Annotated in this window: 12 protein-coding genes; 3 read left to right on the top strand and 9 right to left on the bottom strand. The window is 70.8% G+C overall.

Translation table 11 applies throughout. The features are described 5' to 3' along the window. Positions 1-79 precede the first annotated feature (79 nt). Positions 80-631: a transcriptional regulator NrdR gene (gene nrdR / locus K3769_RS29775; protein ID WP_267029339.1), complete on the bottom strand. Its 552-nt coding sequence runs from the start codon at positions 629-631 to the stop codon at positions 80-82. A gap of 526 nt (positions 632-1157) precedes the next feature. Between nrdR and lexA the strand changes: the two genes are divergently transcribed. Continuing rightward, complete coding sequence (gene lexA / locus K3769_RS29770; protein ID WP_267029338.1) at positions 1158-1940, top strand: transcriptional repressor LexA; 783 nt, start codon at positions 1158-1160, stop codon at positions 1938-1940. A 174-nt stretch (positions 1941-2114) separates the two neighbouring features. Here the strand turns inward: lexA and K3769_RS29765 are convergent, their stop codons facing one another. The 5 genes from K3769_RS29765 to K3769_RS29745 form a co-directional block, all read right to left on the bottom strand. Beyond that, positions 2115-4136 carry an ATP-dependent DNA helicase gene (locus K3769_RS29765; protein WP_267029337.1) on the bottom strand — a complete coding sequence of 674 codons (2022 nt, stop codon included), beginning with the start codon at positions 4134-4136 and terminating at the stop codon, positions 2115-2117. A 100-nt stretch (positions 4137-4236) separates the two neighbouring features. Beyond that, positions 4237-6297, bottom strand: a complete 2061-nt coding sequence (locus tag K3769_RS29760) for an IucA/IucC family protein (RefSeq protein WP_267029336.1) — start codon at positions 6295-6297, stop codon at positions 4237-4239. Positions 6298-6355: 58 nt separating this feature from the next. Then, complete coding sequence (locus tag K3769_RS29755) at positions 6356-7042, bottom strand: GNAT family N-acetyltransferase (protein WP_267029335.1); 687 nt, start codon at positions 7040-7042, stop codon at positions 6356-6358. 53 nt (positions 7043-7095) lie between these two features. Continuing rightward, on the bottom strand, positions 7096-9132 hold the full coding sequence (locus tag K3769_RS29750) for an IucA/IucC family protein (RefSeq protein ID WP_372515066.1): 2037 nt from the start codon (positions 9130-9132) through the stop codon (positions 7096-7098). Between the two features lie 66 nt (positions 9133-9198). Further along, positions 9199-10557, bottom strand: coding sequence for a diaminobutyrate--2-oxoglutarate transaminase family protein (locus K3769_RS29745; protein ID WP_267031603.1), 1359 nt, complete (start codon positions 10555-10557; stop codon positions 9199-9201). A gap of 520 nt (positions 10558-11077) precedes the next feature. On the opposite strand from K3769_RS29745, the gene K3769_RS29740 reads away from it, so the two are divergent. Then, complete coding sequence (locus K3769_RS29740) at positions 11078-12307, top strand: trypsin-like serine peptidase (protein ID WP_267029334.1); 1230 nt, start codon at positions 11078-11080, stop codon at positions 12305-12307. Positions 12308-12447: 140 nt separating this feature from the next. Beyond that, positions 12448-13647, top strand: a complete 1200-nt coding sequence (locus tag K3769_RS29735) for a trypsin-like serine peptidase (protein WP_267029333.1) — start codon at positions 12448-12450, stop codon at positions 13645-13647. A gap of 135 nt (positions 13648-13782) precedes the next feature. Here K3769_RS29735 and hflX read toward each other — a convergent pair whose 3' ends face one another. The 3 genes from hflX to K3769_RS29720 form a co-directional block, all read right to left on the bottom strand. After that, complete coding sequence (gene hflX, locus K3769_RS29730) at positions 13783-15291, bottom strand: GTPase HflX (protein ID WP_267029332.1); 1509 nt, start codon at positions 15289-15291, stop codon at positions 13783-13785. Between the two features lie 271 nt (positions 15292-15562). Then, positions 15563-17107: a M1 family metallopeptidase gene (locus tag K3769_RS29725; RefSeq protein ID WP_267029331.1), complete on the bottom strand. Its 1545-nt coding sequence runs from the start codon at positions 17105-17107 to the stop codon at positions 15563-15565. Positions 17108-17502: 395 nt separating this feature from the next. Next, entirely contained in the window at positions 17503-19644 is a 2142-nt protein-coding gene (locus K3769_RS29720) for a RelA/SpoT family protein (protein WP_267029330.1), read from the bottom strand. Positions 19645-19680: the final 36 nt, after the last annotated feature.

Below are 19680 nucleotides of genomic sequence, written 5' to 3'. Positions count from 1 at the left end.
TGCGAGCACCGCCTACGCGTCCGCTCGCAACAGGTATGTGGTCGCCGCCGACCGGCAGGGCCGGTGCCGGCCCCTCTCGTCAGTCGGCGGCGTTCGCGGGTACGGGGACCTCGACAGCCTCTCCGGACCCGCGGTCGTTCCCTTGGCACCCCTCGCACACGTCGTCGTCGGCCGTGGCGGGGCCGTGCGTCTCTTCCCTGAGTTCCGTGATGGCGGACTCGAAGTCCTCCAGCGAGTCGAACGCCCGGTACACGGACGCGAACCGCAGGTAAGCGACGAGATCGAGCTCCTGCAACGGCCCGAGTATGGCCAGACCCACGTCATGGGTGGTCAGTTCGGCACTCCCGGTGGCCCGCACCGCCTCCTCGACCCGCTGGCCGAGCTGAGCGAGTGCGTCCTCCGTGACGGGCCGCCCCTGGCACGCCTTGCGCACGCCGTTGATGACCTTCGTACGGCTGAACGGCTCGGTGACTCCGGACCGCTTCACCACCATGAGGGAGCACGTCTCCACGGTCGTGAACCGACGGGAGCAGTCGGGACACTGGCGGCGCCTGCGGATCGACGTGCCGTCGTCCGTCGTACGACTGTCGACGACACGACTGTCGGGGTGCCTGCAGAAGGGGCAGTGCATCGAATCCAACCCTCCTCGCACAGCACGACTCGATAGCCTCGACAGGCCCTCGGGCCCCTCGAAGCAGCCCCCAGCATAGGCGATGACCTAGGACCCGGAAGACCCGGGACCACAACTTCTGGGCCACTGAGGAACTCGGACCACTATATGTAGGGCCTGACCCGAATTTCACGCTCTACGCGCGTGTCGCACCCGTATTGGCATGTGCCGCGCGTCCGTTCCGGCGGAGAGCGTACGGGGATACGGTGTGCGGCAGCGGTACGGGGGCCGGTTCCCGCTCCACGGGGCGCCTGATGGCAGACTGGCCTTCGTCCCGCTCCGACCCACAAGGCCTCGGCATCGGCGACGAAGAGTACGAGAAAATGCGGCACCGAGCACCTTCGTCCGCCCCGTGCAGCGGTAGCCATACACCCAGACGCGTGATCACGTAAGGCCATTCGCGTTTTTTCACTCGAACGTGTGTTTGGCGCAACCTTTCGAAAGCAACTACCGTTGTCCAGCAGGGAGACGAACGAGAGGGGCCGACGTGACCACCACCGCAGACAGTGCCACCATCACTGCCCAGGACCGCTCCCAGGGCCGATTTGAGCCGGTGCAAGCCATGAATGAGACCGCGAACCAGGAGGGGCAAAAGCCCGCCCGCTCCCTGCCGGGCCGACCTCCAGGCATCCGGGCGGACAGCTCCGGACTCACCGACCGGCAACGCCGCGTCATCGAAGTCATCAGGGACTCCGTGCAGCGGCGGGGATATCCACCGTCCATGAGGGAGATCGGGCAGGCCGTCGGCCTCTCCAGCACCTCCTCCGTGGCCCATCAGCTGATGGCACTGGAGCGCAAGGGCTTCTTGCGCCGCGATCCGCACCGCCCCAGGGCCTACGAGGTCCGCGGATCCGACCAGTCCACCGCGCAGCCCACCGACACGGCCGGCAAGCCGGCGGCGTCGTACGTCCCGCTCGTCGGCCGGATCGCCGCCGGTGGTCCGATCCTCGCCGAAGAATCGGTCGAGGACGTCTTCCCGCTGCCCCGGCAGCTGGTCGGCGACGGCGAGCTGTTCGTGCTGAAGGTCGTCGGCGACTCGATGATCGAAGCCGCGATCTGTGACGGCGACTGGGTGACCGTCCGGCGCCAGCCGGTCGCGGAGAACGGCGACATCGTGGCCGCCATGCTGGACGGTGAGGCGACGGTCAAGCGCTTCAAGCGCGAGGACGGCCATGTGTGGCTGCTGCCGCACAACTCCGCCTACCAGCCCATCCCGGGTGACGAGGCGACCATCCTCGGGAAGGTCGTGGCGGTGCTCCGGCGGATCTGAGGATCCACCCCTGACCGGGCCCCGGGACCTCTGCGCCGGTTCCGGGGCCCTGTGCTGTCCCCGTTTCCCGCACACCTTCCCCGCGGGGCCCTGCGCCGGACCGCTGCGCACGTCACAGGGGCTGCTTTCTTCCGGCTCTCACCCGAGCCGGAAGAAAGCAGCCCCTGTGACCGTTCAGGCCTCCTCGACCGCCCCGGCCTCCTGAGCCGCACCATCCTCCTGAGCCGCCTCGGCCTTGCGGGCCTTCTCGTCGATGGCGGCCAGCGACCGCCGCGCCTGGTTACGGTCCGTCGTGTACCAGAAGTCGGGCAGCGACGCCTTGAGGTAGCTGCCGTAGCGCGCGGTGGCGAGCCGCTGGTCGAGCACGGCCACCACACCCCGGTCCTCCGTCGCCCGTACGAGGCGGCCGGCGCCCTGGGCCATGAGCAGGGCCGCGTGCGTGGCCGCGACGGCCATGAAGCCGTTCCCGCCGGCGTCCTCGACCGCCTTCTGCCGGGCGCTCATCAGCGGGTCGTCGGGGCGCGGGAAGGGGATCTTGTCCATGACGACCAGCTGACAGCTGGGGCCCGGGACGTCCACGCCCTGCCAGAGCGAGAGCGTGCCGAACAGACAGGTCTTCGGGTCCGCGGCGAAGTTCTTGATCAGCTCGCCGAGCGTCTCCTCGCCCTGCAACAAAATGGGGAACTCCGGGATGCGGGAGCGCAGTTCCTCCGCGGCGAGCTGGGCGGCCCGCATGGAGGAGAACAGGCCGAGCGTACGGCCGCCGGCCGCCTGGATCAGCTCGGTGAGCTCGTCGAGCATGTCCCCGCGGTCGCTGTCCCGGGCGGGTCTGGCCAGGTGTTTCGCGACGTACAGGATGCCCTGTCTGCCGTAGTCGAAGGGCGAGCCCACGTCGAGGCCCTTCCAGAGCGGGATGTCGTCCCCCTGGACGCCTTCCGGGGACAGGCCGAGCGAGGCTCCCACGCCGTTGAAGTCCCCGCCGAGCTTCAGTGTGGCCGAGGCCAGGACGACGGAGCGGTCCGTGAAGAGCTTCTCGCGCAGCAGGCCCGCCACGGACATCGGCGCGACCCGCAGGGAAGCCCCGAAACGGTCGTGCCGCTCGTACCAGACGACGTCCCACTCGGAGCCGTTCGTGATGCGCTCCGCCACGTCGTGGACGCTCTCCACGGAGGCGAGGGCCTGCTTGCGGACCGCGTCCTCGTCGGTGACGGACTTGTCGCGGGTCGCCCCGATCCCCGAGATCACCGTGCGGGCGGCGTCCCGCAGGGCCATCAGCGCGTACCCGAGGTCTTCCGGGATCTCTTCGAGGCGGCCGGGCAGGGCCAGCTCCATCAGCCGCTCGAAGCCCTCGGCCGCCGTCTGGAGCTGATCGGCCGCCTTCTCGTTCACCAGTTTCGCCGCCCGGCGGACAGCGCGGTTGACCTGGCCCGGGGTGAGCTCGCCGGTCGCGACCCCGGTGACCCGGGAGACCAGCTCATGGGCCTCGTCGACGATCAGCACCTCGTGCTGCGGGAGGACGGGAGCGCCTTCGATGGCGTCGATCGCAAGGAGGGCGTGGTTGGTGACGACGACATCGGCGAGCTTGGCGCGCTCACGGGCCGCCTCGGCGAAACACTCCGCTCCGTAGGCGCACTTCGAGGCGCCGAGGCACTCCCTGGAGGAGACGGAGATCTGTGACCAGGCACGGTCCGAGACACCGGGGGTGAGGTTGTCCCGGTCCCCCGTCTCGGTCTCGTCCGACCACTCCCGCAGCCGCAGCAGGTCCTGGCCCAGCTTGCTGGTGGGCGCCGCCGCCTCGAACTGGTCGAAGAGGCCCTCCTCCTCGTCCTGCGGCGCCCCTTCGTGGAGACGGTGCAGGCACAGGTAGTTCGACCGGCCCTTGAGCATCGCGAATTCGGGGCGGCGGCGCAGCAGCGGATGCAGGGCGTCCACCGTGCGTGGCAGGTCCCGCTCCACGAGCTGCCGCTGGAGCGCCAGAGTGGCGGTCGCCACGACGACCCGCTCCCCGTGCGCCAGCGCGGGAACCAGGTAGCCGAGGGACTTACCGGTGCCGGTGCCCGCCTGGACCAGCAGATGGGAACCGTCGTCGATGGCCTGCGCGACGGATTCGGCCATGGTCACCTGGCCGGGGCGCTCCGTACCGCCGACGGCTGTGACGGCGGCGTGCAGGAGTTCGGGGAGTGAGGGCTCTGTCATAGCCAGCCCACCCTACGGGTCGGCACTGACAACCGGGTGATCGCGGCGGTGGAGGGGGATGTGATCAGGACGCGTACCCGGGCCACGGCGGCGCGGGTGATCACGACCGGTGGAGGGGGTTCGGGACGGTGCCGTGCACGGCGGCGTGCGGGCGCCGCGGCCGGTCCCGGTAACCGTCGAGGTGCAGCCGGTTGCGGTTGAGGCAGAGCCGCTCGATACGGGGAGTGAGCAGGTCGAACGTTTCGTAGCGTTCCTTGAGCTCGGGAAAGAGCTGGTGGTGCCGGATGATCTCCGCCCGGACGAGTGACCAGAACTCGTCCTCACGGACACCCAGTTGCTCCTGGCACAGCGGGGCCAGATAGCGGAAGACGCCGACGAAGAGCCCGGAGTGGATGAACTGGGTGAGGAAGGCGGCCGGTTCGGTGAGCAGCACCGCCCGTACGTCGTCGGGCATCGAGGCGTGCTCGGGGAGGCGCTCGGCGCTCACGTTCACGTCGTCCACGAAGTCCTTCACCGCGAGCCGCACGGGTACGTCGTGGTCGTCGAAGACGACGATCGCGTTCTCGCCGTGCGGGCTGAACACCGTGCCGTAGCGGTAGAGGAAGTGCAGCAGGGGCGGCAGCAGCGCGGCGAACAGGCGGCGCAGCCAGCTGCGCGGGTCGAGGCCCGAGCGGTCGACGAGCTCCGCCGCGAAGGCACGGCCCTCGGGGTCGGTGTGCAGCAGGGCGGCGAGCGTACGGGCGCGTTCGCCGGGTGCGAGATGGCGGGAGAGCGGCTCGCGCCAGATCGCGCCGAGCAGTTCCCTGTACTGGTACGGGACTTCCGGCAGCGCGTCGTAGACCGGGTGCCCGACCGTCACGGACGCGACCTCGCCCAGCAGGATCACCCCGCAGGTGTCGTGCAGGAAGGGATCGGTGTCCCGCAGCCCGTGCATCCAGGCCGTGACCGCGGGGGCGGCGAGCGTCCGTTCCGTCGGGAGCCCGCGCCACACAAGGGTGTTGAGGACGGACAGCGACAGCTTCACGGTGTGCCGGTCCGGACGTGAGGTGTTCAGGAACGTACGGATCGACTGCTGGGGCAGACGGAGATCGCCGTCCGGGGGCAGGGGGACGATGGCTCCGGCGGCGACGGAGGGCGCGAAGAGCGGCAGCACGACGTCGTTCCACTGCCAGGGATGCACGGGCAGATAGAGGTACGACTCCGGAGTGAGCCCCCGTGTGCGCAGTGCGGTGTCGTACGACTTGCGGACAGCCGGGTCGAGCTCGCGCGCGTAGAGCTGATCGGCGCTGTCCAGGCCCCGGACGCCCCGGTAGGTGGCGAGCGAGGTGTGGACGGCGATCCAGGGCAGGACGGTGGCCCTTCGGCCCTCGGGCGCCCACTGGGCGGCGTCGGTCGCGGAGAAGCCGAGCCGCCCCTTGTTGAGGACGATCCAGGGGTGGCCCGTCTGGTGGCCCTCCAGCTCCGCGTATCCGAGATCGGCGAGGCGGGCGGCCGGGAGTGCGGTGTGGTCCAGCCGGGCGTCCGCGGCGAGGGTGGTGGACAGCTCTCGGATAACGTGGCCGAGGGTGGCGCCGTCGAGGTGGAGCACGGCACGCGCGCGCGTGAGGAAGTCGAGGGGGTCGGTGTAGGGCCGCTGGTGCGGGGAGGACTCGGCTTCGGCTGCGAGTACGGTCCAGGCGGCGCGTTCGGCGGCAGGTGCCGCGGTTGTCCCGGTCGCTTCGGTCAGCGTGAGTGATGACGGGTCGACCCGCCAGCTGTCGTACGCCCCACGGCGGGCGCGGAAAGCAAGGATGCCACCGGCGTCGAGACGGAGTGTGTAGGAGCGTTCGCCGTCGAGGGCGGGGCCGGCCGGTTCGGGCTCGATGGAGGGCGCGGCCTGGGGCCTGAGGGCGGGGGGCGAGGTGGGCGGCGAGGCGGGCGGTCCCTGAGCCTCTGTGCCGGGAGGCGAATCGTCTCCTCTGATGGGAACGCCGGCTGCCGCCGTACCGCCGCCGCGGTGCGCAGCCGGTTCCGGCAGCAGGATCTCCTCGTGCGCGAACTCACCGATCATCTTCGCGAGCAGGCGGCGCCCCGCCGCCTCCCATCTCTCCTGGCTCAGTTCCGGCGGGTCGTAGAGATCTGAGGGCTCTCCGGGAGCCGGGGCGGCGGACGGGTTCGGCACAGGGACTCCTCGACTGGGAACCTGATCGGGACGTGTTTCGTTACTGCAAGTGACGGATCTACAACAGAGCGCGCAGGGCCCGGTCTCGGACCATGAGGGCTGCCTTCTTGTCGGGCAGCTCGACCTCGGCGGAGAACCGGAAGCCGGCGCCCAGGAAGGCGGCCACGGAGGGGGTGTTGCGAAGGTCGGGCTCCGCGACCACGCGTGCGCAGGAGGGACGACGGTCGAGGACGAGGTCGGAGACAGCACGGAGGAGGACCGTGCCGAGTCCCCGCCCGCGATGGGCGACGCCGCCGATGAGGAGGTGGATACCGGTGTCGTGCAGGCGGGCCGGGTAATGGCGGGCCAGCGGGTCGAGATCGGCGCGGTAGATCTCCCAGTAGCTCATCGGGGTGCCGTTCAGCATGCCGAGACAGGGGACGCTGCGTCCGTCGCCGTCGAGCTGGGCGCGCAGATGGTCCTCGGTCGCCGTACCGGGCCCGGAGAGTTCCCAGAAGGCGGCCACCGCGGGGTCGTTCATCCAGCGCCCGATCAGCGGAAGGTCACGGTCGAGGCGTACGGGGACGAGGTGGAAGGCGCCCGCGGAGGTGGCCGTCGGCCCCCAGTCACCGACACGGTCGAGCAGGTCCTCACCTGCGGGGGTGAAGGGGTGGACGTCCTTGGTGAAGAGCGCGAGGAAGTCGTCCGGCAGACGCAGGTCGAGGGTGTCCGCGTTGCCCGGGCTGCTGGCGTCGGGGGGAGGCACGGCGACGCTCCTCTCAGGAGACGGAGACGGAGTGGGTCATGTGACGGAGTGGGTCATGTTCGCCAGGAGCGCAGGGGGTTGGCGATGGTGACGTAGACGGACTGGGTGTCGACCGGGCCGACGAGTTCGTCGAGGCCGTGCAGCCGGGTCAGCAGATTCGCCTTGCAGCGCAGGACGGGAGAGTCGAGCAGAAGGGCGGGCAGGGTGGTTCGCGGCAGGCGGCCCGGGCCGGAGGCGACGTTGGTGAGGAAGCGACGGAAGGCGGCCAGCAACAGCCGTTCATCGGCGAGACGTTGGGAGCCGAAGGCGCCGATGAGACCGAGCACGTTGTTGATGGCGAGGTAGTAGGCGAACCGTTCGTCGGTGACCTCGTCGGAGACGAAGGTGTCGCTGTGCTCGCCGATGCCGGGCAGCCGCTTGCTCAGCTCCGCGCGGCGGGACTCGCGGAAGTAGTAGCCCTGGTTGTCGCGGTAGCGGCCACCCCTGGGCCAGCCGTCCTGGTCCAGCAGGAGCAGGGTGTTCTGCTGGTGTGCCTCCAGCGCGATGCCCGCTTCGCTGTCGAGCCAGAGGACCGGGCGGACGACGTGTTCGAGGTAGCGCAGGAACCACTCGGCGGCGACCGCTCCGCGCGGTCGGCCCGTGCGTCCGGCGAGCCGGGTGACGATCTCGGTGAGCCGGGAGCGGCTCACGGACCGGGCCGGCTCGGGGTGCCGCTGTCCGGGGGGCGTGCCGCCGGGCCTGGGCGAGACGAGCCCCGCGATACAGGAGACATCGTCGGTCGGCGTGAACGGATTGTGGCGGATCATCACGTCGAGGCCGGTCACCGGGGTGCCGTCGGATTCGTTCACCGCGAGCCACGCGGGGTCGCGCACGATGTCGAAGCCGGGGTGGGCCGCCTGCCACTGTTCGGCGAGGCCGGCCCGCAGCAGGCGGTGGACCTCCACCCCGCGGTGGAATTCCTTGCGGAGGTTCTCCCTGCGGGAGTTGGTGATGCGCAGGCCCAGCGACAGCTTCAGCATCGCGGGGGCACCGGAGCGGTAGAGGGTGCGGACGGAGGAGGTCGGGTGCCATGGGGAGCCATGGGGGCCGAGGTCGCGGAGCAGACCGGCGGTCAGGAGGTTCGCGGTGTCCGGGCGCCGGTGGACTTCTCGAAGCTGCCAGGGGTGCATCGGCAGCGCGGCGTACCCCTCGGGCAGTCGCAGTCCAGTACCGGCGAGCCGGGCCGTGAGCTGTCCGGCCGCCACAGGTCGGCCCCGCTCGGTCCACGCCGAGTCGGTGGCGAGCACGGAGGGGGCTACGGCCATCCAGTGCAGCGCGAAGGAGCCCCTCAACTCCGGCGAGTAGAGCCGGTTCTCGGCGACAGAGAGGCCGTCGCGGCTCTTCGGGGTGGGGTGGAGCGGATGGCCGAGCAGTAGTGACTGTTCGGCGGAGAGGAAGAGGTCGGAGCCGTCGGCGGGGTTCGCCCTGCGGTCCGCGATGAAGACGACGGTCCGTCGCAGGGAGTCCGCGACCCGGCCGACCAGGTCACCGTCGTCGACCGGTACCCGGAACCCGGCGACCGCCGCCGCGGCGGCGCCGTACGCGCTTCCCTCGACGGCGGTCGCACCCGGTACGGCCGGAGTCCCGTGCGTCGGCGTGCCGTACATCGGCGTTTCGCGCGTCGGGATCTCGCGGCCCAGCAGGGCCGCGAGCGTGACGGCGTCGGTGGGAGGTGCCTCGTCGGGGGCGCTGGCCAGGTGAGGCGGGCCCAGTCGGTGCCAGCCCGTGGGGGACCAGTACTGGACCGGGACGACGAGGGCCGTGCCACTGGCGGGAAGGGGGATGCGCAGGGTGCCGTCGACCGGAGCGGGGAGGTCGTGCTCGCGTACCCAGCAGCGCAGCAGGTTCTCCACGGCCGCGGCCTGGGCGGCGGTGTGCGGGTCGGGGTGTTCCAGCAGATCGGTGTGGGCGCCGTACAGTCCTTCGGACTTCCTGGCCCCTCCCTTCTGCCGGGGGACCGCTTCGGCCCCCGGCCCGAGCGGGACCTGTGGGCGGCAGGTTGCTCGCTCGTGGGGCTGGGGGCGTCCGTCGGATGCGGGCGTGGCGTTCAAAGAGGTTCCTTGGAGTGGTTCGGGGTGGTGAGGTGGGAGGTGCTGCTCGGTGCTGCCGTGTGGCGGTCACCAGGAGTGCGCCGGCTCCGCCGCCACCTCCGCCACCGCGTCCGCGAGCCGGTCCAGTACCGCGGTCGCCTGCTCGTCCGTGATCGTGAGCGGTGGAAGCAGACGCACCACGCTGGAGTCCCTGCCACCCAGTTCCACGATCAGTCCGCGTCTCAGGCACGCCCGCTGGACGGCGGCGGCCGGCGCGGGCGCGGCGGGAGGAGGCCCGCCGGGGGTCGTGGAGGGCCTCTCGGGATCCACGAACTCGACGCCGATCATCAGCCCCCGGCCGCGCACCTCCCCGACGCAGCCGAAGTCGGCCTCCAGAGCGCGGAGTCGGCCGATCATGCGGTCGCCCAGTGCGGCGGCGCGCTCGGCGAGTCCGTTCTCGCGGACGTACGCGAGGGTCGCGGCGCCCGCCGCCATGGCGAGCTGGTTGCCCCGGAACGTGCCGGCGTGGGCGCCCGGTTCCCATACGTCGAGGTCGTCGCGGTAGACGACGACGGCCAGCGGCAGGCTGCCGCCGATGGCCTTGGACAGGACCATCACGTCGGGTGTGACGCCGCTGTGCCCGACCGCCCAGAAGGTGCCGGTCCGGCCGACCCCGGTCTGCACCTCGTCGGCGATCAGTGGAATGGAGCGCGCCGCGGTGATCTCCCGTATCCACCGCATCCAGTCGTCGCGGGCCGGGATCACCCCGCCCTCGCCCTGCACCGGTTCGAGGATCATTCCGGCGGGGTTCGGCACCCCGGATTTCGTGTCGTCGAGGAGGGACTGCGTCCAGCGGGCGGCGAGTTCGGCCCCGTGCTCGCCGCCGACGCCGAACGGGCAGCGGTAGTCCTGCGGATAGGGCAGGCGCGTGACTCGTACGTCGGGAGCGCCTCCGGATGCCGCGAGCGCCCCCTCCGTCATCCCGTGGTAGGCGCCCGTGAAGGCGAGGATCCCGCTGCGTCCGGTCGCGGTGCGCACCAGTTTCAGCGCCGCCTCCACGGCGTCCGTGCCCGCGGGGCCGCAGAACTGCACCCGCGCGCGGTCGGCGAGACCGGGCGGCAGGGTGCGGAACAGCTCGGTGGTGAAGGCGTCCTTGACGGGCGTGGCCAGGTCCAGGACGTGCAGCGGGGCTCCCGAGTCGAGGACCTTCCGGATGGCCTCCAGGACGACCGGGTGGTTGTGGCCAAGGGCCAGTGTGCCCGCGCCGGAGAGGCAGTCGAGATAGCGGCTCCCGTCGGCGCCCTCGATGGTCAGCCCGCGCGCCCGGACGGGGACGATCGGCAGGGCGCGCGCGTAGGTGCGTGCCGCGGACTCGCGCGCCGACTGCCGCCGCAGGATGCCCTCTTGCGCCGTGCGCGCCGTGCGCGCCGTCGCGTTCTCGTTCATCGTGTGCACGGTCGCGGTGTCGCGCGCCGTGCGCGCCCTCGCGTTCTCCTGCACCGCGTGCGCCCCCGCCGCTTCATGCATCGTGCGCGCCCCCGCCGCTTCCTGGGTCGCGGGCGCCGTCTCGGGCGCAGACTCCGTCACAGCCACGTCTGCCGTCCTCACGCTGTTCACGCTGTTCACGCCGCTCACGCCACGCTGTGCGGAGGCGCGTCGCCGGTCCGCCCGATGGGAGGCGGCAGGGGGAATGAACGCAGCCGGAACGTCCCCCGTACGTACCAACGACAAGAACCGCGCGGGGCAACGGCGGGGCAGCGGCGGGCCGAAGATCCTCGCCGTGACGGAACCGTTGCGGGCCCGTCGGAAGTCCCCCACAGCAACGGCATAGTCTGTGGTGCCGTTCGGCGATCCTCGCTGATCAGCACCCACGGTCCACGTCGGGTACGTACGGGTCCCCGGATCCGTGCGGGGTCCGGGGTGGCAGCACAGAGCAGTTCGTTCACCTCCAGGGGGAGTTCACACCATGCGACCGATACGCCCGCTCTTCACCGCCCGTCCAGGGAGGAGCCCGCGCCGCAGAATCTCCCCCGTGCTCGCCGCGGTCGGCATGGCCACCGCGCTGGCTCTGACCACCACCGCCTGTGACTCCGGTACGGACGCCGACGCGGCTGCCGAGACGTCCGCCGCCGCGGCCGGTGACGGCAAGATCCAGATCCCGGACGACATCAAGGACCGGCTCAAAGAGCACGGCATCGACATGGACAAGTGGAAGGACGGGGCCTGGAAGGACTGGGACCGGGACGACTGGTTGCGCGAGGCCGGCGACTACATCAACCCGATCATCGCGGACCTGTGGGACCCGGACCGTATGCGCGAGGCCGAGGACCCGGACCAGGGCAAGGGGGTCGACGAGAACGACCTCTCCGGTGACCAGGGTGTGACCGACCCCGAGCCGGCGCCGGTGGAGGCGCAGGCCGTCCCGGCGGCGTACCACGAGAACGTGCCCGAGGCGGGCAAGGTGTTCTTCGACTCCCCCGAGGGCACCATGGTCTGCTCGGCGACCGTGGTCGAGGACCCCGCCCACCCGGGCAAGTCCAACCTCGTCTGGACGGCGGGCCACTGTGTGCACGCGGGTGCCAAGGGCGGCTGGTACCGCAACATCGCCTTCGTGCCCTCGTACAACAACAGCGCGCTGTCGGCGGGCGAGAACGCGAACGCCACCAAGGAGCAGGTCGCTCCGTACGGTGTCTGGTGGGGCAACTGGGCGCAGACCTCGGACCAGTGGATCGAGCAGGGCGGCCCGACGGGCGGCGAGGGTGCCTCGTACGACTTCGCCGTCATCCATGTGACGCCGGAGAAGGGTGGCGACGGCAAGTCCTTGGAGGAGACCGTCGGTTCGGCCCTCCCGGTCGACTTCAACGCTCCCGCCGTGTCCGAGGTCGGGGACATCACCGCGACCGGTTACCCGGCGGCGAAGCCGTTCGACGGGGAGACCATGTACCAGTGCACGGACAAGCCGGGCCGGCTCTCGCTCGTCAAGTCCAATCCGACGATGTACCGCATCGGGTGCACCATGACCGGCGGTTCCTCGGGCGGCGGCTGGGTCGCGACGGGCTCGGACGGTGAGCCCGCGCTGGTCTCCAACACCTCGATCGGCCCGGTGACCGCGGGCTGGCTGGCGGGTCCGCACCTGGGCACGGAGGCCAAGGGGATCTACGACGCGGTGAGCAAGAAGTACGCGGCACAGCGGTAGCGGCCCGGGACGGACGGCGGCAGGGTGGGCCTCTCCTGGGGCCAGGGCTGGACCCACAGGTGCCCGATTCGCCGGTGCCTGACCCGCAGCCGCCTGCCCCGCAGGTCGGAAATACACGTTCTATCGGGGGTAACCACACCATGCGTCCCACACGTCCCTCCTACGCGGCACGTCGCGGACGGCGCCGCGTCCTCGCCGCCGCCGGACTCGCCGCGGCCCTGGCCCTCACCGGCACCGCCTGCGACTCGGGGGACGACAAGGCCGCCGACAGGCCGGCCGCCACGGGTTCCGAGACCTCCGGTTCCGACAAGATCAAGATTCCGGCCGACATCGCCGACCGGCTCAAGGAGCACGGCATCGATGTCGACGACTGGAAGGACGGCGAGTGGAAGAACTGGGACAGGGACAAGTGGCTCAGTGAGGCCCAGGACTTCGTCAACCCGGTGATCGAGGACCTCTGGAAGCCCGAGCGGATGACGGCGGCCGAGGACCCGCAGAAGACGCTCTCCACGAACGACGCGGCGGCCGAGCAGGGTGTCAGCGACCCGGCGCCCGCGCCGGTCACGGCGACGCGCGAGAAGACGCCGTACCACGAGAACGCCGCGCCGGTCGGGAAGGTCTTCTTCGACTCCCCCGAGGGTTCGATGGTCTGCTCGGGCACGGTCGTCACGGATCCACGCCATCCCGGCAAGTCCAACCTCGTGTGGACCGCGGGCCACTGTGTGCACGCCGGCGGCGGCGGTGGCTGGTACCGCAACATCGCCTTCGTGCCCGCCTACAACGACCTGGGCAAGTCCGAGGCCCAGCTGGGCAATGCCACGCAGCAGGAGATCGCCCCGTACGGCCAGTTCTGGGCGGACTGGGCCTCGACCTCCGACGAATGGATCGCGGGCGGCTCGGAGTCGGGCGGCGCGGGTGCCCCGTACGACTACGCGGTGCTGCACGTGAAGCCCGAGTCCGGCGACAAGTCCCTTGAGGAGACGGTCGGCAACGCGCTGGACGTCGACTTCTCCACGCCCGTCGCCGCCAGGGCGGGCGCAATGGGGGCCTGGGGCTACCCGGCGGCGGCACCCTTCGACGGGCTGATCATGCACAAGTGCGTCGACCGGCCGGGCCGGCTCTCGCTCGGCCCGGGGCTGCCGACCATGTACCGCATCGGGTGCACCATGACCGGTGGTTCGTCCGGCGGCGGCTGGTTCCGCGTGGCCGACGGCAAGACCGTGCTCGTCTCGAACACCTCGATCGGCCCGTCCGACAGCACCTGGCTGGCCGGTCCGCAACTGGGCAAGGGCGCCAAGGCCATCTACGACAACATGAGCGAGGAGTACGGCGCCAAGTAGCCGCCGTACCTGCCCGCACCTCACGTCATGCGAACGCGAACGCAGAACTACGCATACGCGGAACTACGCATACGCGGAACGGCGAAAGGCCCGCCCCCTGCTGGAGGGGGCGGGCCTTTGGGCGTTGTACGGAGGTCAGGCCACGGGCGCCGGAACGTACGGAGCCAGCTCCGCCGCCAGTTCCTCGTGCACCCTCACCTTCAGCAGGGTGCCCTCCGGGGTGTGCTCCTCGGAGAGGACCTCGCCGTCGGCGTGGGCGCGGGCCACCAGCCGGCCGAGCGTGTAGGGCACGAGGGCCTCCAGCTCGACCGAGGGGTGCGGCAGTTCGACGTCGATGAGCGCGAGCAGCTCCGCGATGCCCTGGCCCGTACGGGCCGAGACCGCGATGGAGCGCTTCTCGTTGCGCATCAGCCGTTGGAGCACCAGCGGGTCCGCCGCGTCCGCCTTGTTGATCACCACGATCTCGGGCACCTTGGTGGCGCCCACGTCACGGACGACCTCGCGCACGGCGGCCAACTGCTCCTCCGGCGCCGGATGCGAACCGTCCACCACGTGCAGGATCAGGTCGGAGTCGCCGACCTCCTCCATCGTGGAGCGGAACGCCTCGACGAGGTGGTGCGGCAGATGCCGTACGAAGCCGACGGTGTCCGCCAGCGTGTACAGCCGCCCGCTCGGGGTCTCGGCCCGGCGCACGGTCGGGTCGAGGGTCGCGAACAGCGAGTTCTCGACGAGTACGCCCGCGCCCGTGAGGCGGTTGAGCAGGGAGGACTTGCCGGCGTTCGTGTAGCCCGCGATCGCGACCGAGGGCACCTTGTTCCGGCGGCGCTCCTGGCGCTTGATGTCGCGGCCGGTCTTCATGTCCGCGATCTCCCGGCGCATCTTCGCCATCTTCTCGCGGATACGGCGCCGGTCGGTCTCGATCTTGGTCTCACCGGGACCACGGGTGGCGAGGCCGCCGCCCGCGCCGCCGCCCATCTGGCGGGACAGCGACTGACCCCAGCCGCGGAGCCTCGGCAGCATGTACTGCATCTGCGCGAGGGCGACCTGCGCCTTGCCCTCCCGGGACTTGGCGTGCTGGGCGAAGATGTCGAGGATCAGGGCCGTCCGGTCGATGACCTTGACCTTGACGACGTCTTCGAGGTGGATGAGCTGGCCCGGCGACAGTTCACCGTCGCAGATGACCGTGTCCGCACCGGTTTCGAGCACGATGTCGCGCAGCTCGTTGGCCTTGCCGGAACCGATGTAGGTGGCCGCGTCCGGCTTGTCCCGGCGCTGGATGACACCGTCGAGCACGAGCGCTCCCGCGGTCTCCGCGAGGGCGGCCAGCTCGGCCAGTGAGTTGTCCGCGTCGGTCGCGGTCCCCGAGGTCCACACACCGACGAGTACGACGCGCTCCAGACGGAGCTGTCGGTACTCGACCTCGGTGACGTCCTCGAGCTCGGTGGAGAGGCCCGCGACGCGGCGCAGGGCCGCACGCTCGGAGCGGTCGAACTGGTCGCCGTCCCGCTCTCCGTCGATCTCGTGGCTCCAGGCGACGTCCTCTTCCATCAGGGCATCGGCCCGAAGACCGTCGGGGTGGTTCTGCGCGGGGTGCTTCTGCGCGAGGCTCTGCGTGTCCTGAGAAGGGGAAGAAGAGGAGGTCATTGGGTCCTTACGTCGATGGGTTACCGGGGTGACGGACTCCTCGCCCGTCACACGGCACAACGTCCGGGGCCGCCGGGAGATTCCCGACCCGGGCCGGAGGGCCGTGCCGCCGACCTGAAGCGTCGTCGACGTGAAGATGTTCGCACGGTACGCCCCGTCTCGTCACTCGAATTCCCGGCGGCTACGGGGCACGCCCGGCGGGAGTCACCGGGCGCTTCCCGGTGGCCGCGAGGCATGCCCGGCGGGAATCGCCGGGCGGGCTTCGAAGGGGTCACCCGGCGCGTTTCGCGGTTTTCGCGGCGGGCGCCGCGCTCTTCCAGTCGGGGTGCCCGGGCATGGGTGGGGTCTTCTCGGCGTAGAGCCACTCCTTGAAGAAGCCGCTCAGATCGCGGCCCGCGATGCCGGTGGCCAGGCGCTCGAAGTCCGCCGTGTCGGCGACACCGTCGTGGTGGGTCCTCACCCAGGTGCGCTCAAGCCGCTCGAAGGCGGGGCGGCCGATCTCCTCGCGCAGCGCGTACAGGACGAGCGCGCTGCCGTCGTAGACGTTCGGACGGAAGATACTGAGCTTCTCGCCCGGCTCGGCCTCCTTGGGGGCGGCGGGCGGTCCGCCGGCCCTGCGCCAGGTGTCGGACGACCCGTAGGCGGCCTTCATCCGGGCCTCCATGGGCCGGTCCGCCTTCTCCTCGGCGAAAAGAGCCTCGTACCAGGTCGCGTGTCCTTCGTTGAGCCACAGATCGGACCAGGTGCGCGGGGAGACGCTGTCGCCGAACCACTGGTGGGCCAGTTCGTGCACCATGATCGACTCGACGTACCACTTCGGGTACTCGGACCGGGCGAAGAGTTCCCTCTCGAAGAGGGAGAGCGTCTGCGTCTCCAGTTCGAAGCCGGTACGTGCCTCGGCGATGAGCAGCCCGTACGTCTCGAAGGGGTAGTCGCCGACCTTCTCCTGCATCCAGGCGATCTGGTCGGGGGTCTTCTTGAGCCACGGCTCCAGCAGCTCGCGGTCCTTCGTGGGGACCACGTCGCGTACGGGGAGACCGTCGGGGCCGTTTCTGCGCACTACGGAGGAGCGGCCGATGGACACCTGGGCCAGTTCGGTGGCCATGGGGTGTTCGGTGCGGTAGGTCCAGGTGCTGCCCGCAGCCCGGCGGGTCGTCCCTACGGGGAAGCCGTTGGCGACGGCCGTGTAGCCGTCGGGGACGGTGACCCGGATGGTGAACATCGCTTTGTCCGAGGGATGGTCGTTGCTGGGGAAGACGCGGTGCCCGGCGTCGGCCTGGTTGGCCATCGCGAGGCCGTCCTTCGTCTGCACCCAGCCGCTCTGCTGGTCCTTCGTGGAGACGGGGTTGCTGTCGTGGTGCACGGTGACGCGCATCGGGATGCCGGGCGGCAGCGTTTCGGCGGGCGTGACGACCAGGTCCTCGCCGGCGCTCCGGAACTGCGCGGGCTCGCCGTCCACCTCGACCGACCGCACTGTTCCGTGCGAGTAGTCAAGATTGAACTGCTCCAGCCAGTCCGTCGTACGGGCCTCGATGACCGTGACGGCCGGCAGCGGCTTGGTGTTGTCCCCGGAGTAGGTGAAGGCCAGGTCGTACGCCGTCACGTCGTACCCGGGGTTGCCCAGGTGCGGGAAGAGGCGGTCGCCGATCCCGAGCGGGGACGGTGCGGGGGCGCTCGCGGCGATGAGGCAGACGGAGGCGGCGGAGGCAAGGAACGCGGTCGTGAACCGCCGCTGCCGCCGCTGCCGTCGCTGTCGAGGGGCCGTCGCGGCCGGCGTCCCGGCGCTGTGGGGGGTGGTGGTGGGGGTGCGCAGCATGAACCACGGCTATCAGCGCACACGCCCCCCACAACGCCGACTCGCACCAAAGCCACCCAAACGGACACCTCCCCGCGCCCGCAAGAGACCCCCCACCACGTGACACGCCCCCAAAGAGAGGACCGCCCACACCAAACGCCACAACCCTCCCCTCCAGGGGCGGGAGGACTGCGGAATCGCCTGCCCTTACGAGCGCGGGGAACAGCGCAACCTGCGGCCTTCAGGGGCGCGGAGAAGGGCGCAGTCCTTCCCTTTAGGGGCGCGGGGAACGGCGCAGTCTTTTGCCTTTAGGGGGCGTAGGGAGCGGCGCGGCCAGCCACCGCCGGCCCCGCACCCACACCGCTTCGCGGACAGCTCCCGCTCAGCCGTCCACCGCGCGACAGCGCGACCGCGCCCTACGGAGCCGTCGACTGATGATGCGCGCGACTCACGTCGTAGACCCCCGGCACATTCCGCATCGCCCGCATAAGAGCCGGCAGATGCGCGGCATCCGGAAGCTCCAGCGTGTACGTGTGCCGCACCCGCTGCTGGTCGGGCGGCTCCACGGTCGCCGAGACGATGGCGACACCTTCCAGGGCGATCGCCTCGGTGAGGTCGGCGAGGAGATGGGGCCGCCCGAAGGACTCCGCGAAGAGCGTGACACGGCACTCGCTGCTGTCACCCCACCGCACCTCGACCTCCGCACGCCCCACGCTCTTCATGCGCTCCACCGCGGCGCACTCGACGCGGTGCACGGTCACCACTCCCCCGCGTACGGAGAACCCGGTGATCGCGTCGGGCGGTACAGGCGTGCAACAGCCCGCCAGACGGACGGTCGCGCCGGGCCGGTCGACGACGACGTCCGCGGCGGCGGGCCGGGCGGCGGGCCCGTCCGCGGCCGGGCGGCGGGTCTCGGCGGGCGCCTCGGACGCCGTGCCGGACGTCGGGTGCGCCGCCAGCCAGCGGGTGATGGCGATCCGCGCGACAGGCGTGTGCGCGTGCTCCAGCCACTCTCTGGAGGGCTCCGAGGCCGGGTCCTGGCCCATGAGCAGCTGAACGGTGTCGCCGTCGCTCAGAACCGTGCTCAGTCTCGCCAGGCGGCCGTTGACCCGTACGCCGATACAGGCGTGCGCGTCCTCGCCGTACTGGGCGTAGGCGGCGTCCACGCAGCTGGCGCCCGCGGGCAGTCCGAGGGTGCCTCCGTCGGGACGGAAGACCGTGATCTCCCGGTCCTGGGCGAGGTCCTCCCGGAGCGTGGACCAGAAGGTGTCCGGGTCGGGCGCGGCCTCCTGCCAGTCCAGGAGGCGGGACAGCCACCCGGGGCGGGTGGGGTCGGCGCGCTCGCCGTCGCCGTCGGCCTGCCCCTCCTGGGCGTCCGCGGGATCCGCGGCCTCCGTCGGAGAGGCGTAGGGATTACCGAGGGCGATGACGCCGGCCTCGGCGACCTTGTGCATCTGGTGCGTGCGGATGAGGACTTCGGCGACCTGTCCGTCGGGGCGGGCCACGGCTGTGTGCAGCGACTGGTACAGGTTGAACTTGGGGACGGCGATGAAGTCCTTGAACTCCGACACGACCGGGGTGAGACAGGTGTGCAGTTCGCCGAGGACCCCGTAGCAGTCGGCGTCCTCGTTCACGAGGACGAGCAGACGGCCGAAGTCGGCGCCCCGCAACTCGCCGCGTTTGCGCGAGACGCGGTGCACGGACACGAAGTGCCGTGGCCGGATGAGGACTTCGGCCTGCAGACCGGCCTCGCGCAGGACTCCGCGCACCTCTTCGGCGATCTCGGCGAGGGGATCGTCGGTGCGCGAGGAGTTCTCGACGATGAGTCCGCGGGTGTGGGCGTACTCCTCGGGGCGCAGGATCGCGAAGACGAGGTCTTCCAGCTCGGTCTTGAGCGCCTGGACACCCAGGCGCTCGGCGAGCGGGATGAGGACGTCCTTGGTGACCTTGGCGATGCGTTCCTGCTTCTCGGGCCGCATGACTCCGAGGGTGCGCATGTTGTGCAGCCGGTCGGCGAGTTTGATCGACATCACGCGTACGTCGCTGCCGGTGGCTACGAGCATCTTGCGGAACGTCTCGGGCTCGGCGGCCGCTCCGTAGTCGACCTTTTCCAGCTTGGTCACGCCGTCGACGAGGTAACGCACCTCCTCGCCGAACTCCTCCCGCACCTGATCGAGCGTCACATCCGTGTCCTCGACGGTGTCGTGGAGCAGGGAGGCGGTCAACGTCGTGGTCTCCGCGCCCAGTTCGGCGAGGATCAGCGTCACGGCGAGCGGGTGCGTGATGTACGGCTCCCCGCTCTTGCGCATCTGGCCGCGGTGCGAGGACTCGGCGAGGACGTAGGCGCGGCGCAGCGGGTCGAGGTCGGCGTCGGGGTAATGGGCCCGGTGGGCCTCGACCACGTGGCCGATCGCGTCGGGCAGCCGGTCGCGGCCCGCGGGCCCCAGGAGGGCGGCCCTGCCCAGGCGCCGCAGGTCGATCCGGGGGCGGCCCCGCCTGCGCTGTACCGCGGGCGTGATGGGGCCGGGCGTCGCGGGGTTCGTGGCCTCCGCACTCATGGGCACCTCCGGCTGCGTTGACCGGCGGACGGGGCG

It is taken from the genome of Streptomyces ortus (assembly GCF_026341275.1).
Lineage (GTDB): Bacteria > Actinomycetota > Actinomycetes > Streptomycetales > Streptomycetaceae > Streptomyces > Streptomyces ortus.
Note: the sequence above shows the minus strand (reverse complement) of the source record. Positions and strands in the feature narration are given on the sequence as shown.

Bases quoted from the DNA above. Each gene is read 5' to 3' on its own strand.
- hflX (WP_267029332.1), bottom strand. From the start codon at position 15,291: ATGACCTCCTCTTCTTCCCCTTCTCAGGACACGCAGAGCCTCGCGCAG.
- K3769_RS29740 (WP_267029334.1), top strand. From the start codon at position 11,078: ATGCGACCGATACGCCCGCTCTTCACCGCCCGTCCAGGGAGGAGCCCG.
- K3769_RS29720 (WP_267029330.1), bottom strand. From the start codon at position 19,644: ATGAGTGCGGAGGCCACGAACCCCGCGACGCCCGGCCCCATCACGCCC.
- nrdR (WP_267029339.1), bottom strand. From the start codon at position 631: ATGCACTGCCCCTTCTGCAGGCACCCCGACAGTCGTGTCGTCGACAGT.
- K3769_RS29735 (WP_267029333.1), top strand. From the start codon at position 12,448: ATGCGTCCCACACGTCCCTCCTACGCGGCACGTCGCGGACGGCGCCGC.
- K3769_RS29765 (WP_267029337.1), bottom strand. From the start codon at position 4,136: ATGACAGAGCCCTCACTCCCCGAACTCCTGCACGCCGCCGTCACAGCC.
- K3769_RS29745 (WP_267031603.1), bottom strand. From the start codon at position 10,557: ATGAACGAGAACGCGACGGCGCGCACGGCGCGCACGGCGCAAGAGGGC.
- K3769_RS29725 (WP_267029331.1), bottom strand. From the start codon at position 17,107: ATGCTGCGCACCCCCACCACCACCCCCCACAGCGCCGGGACGCCGGCC.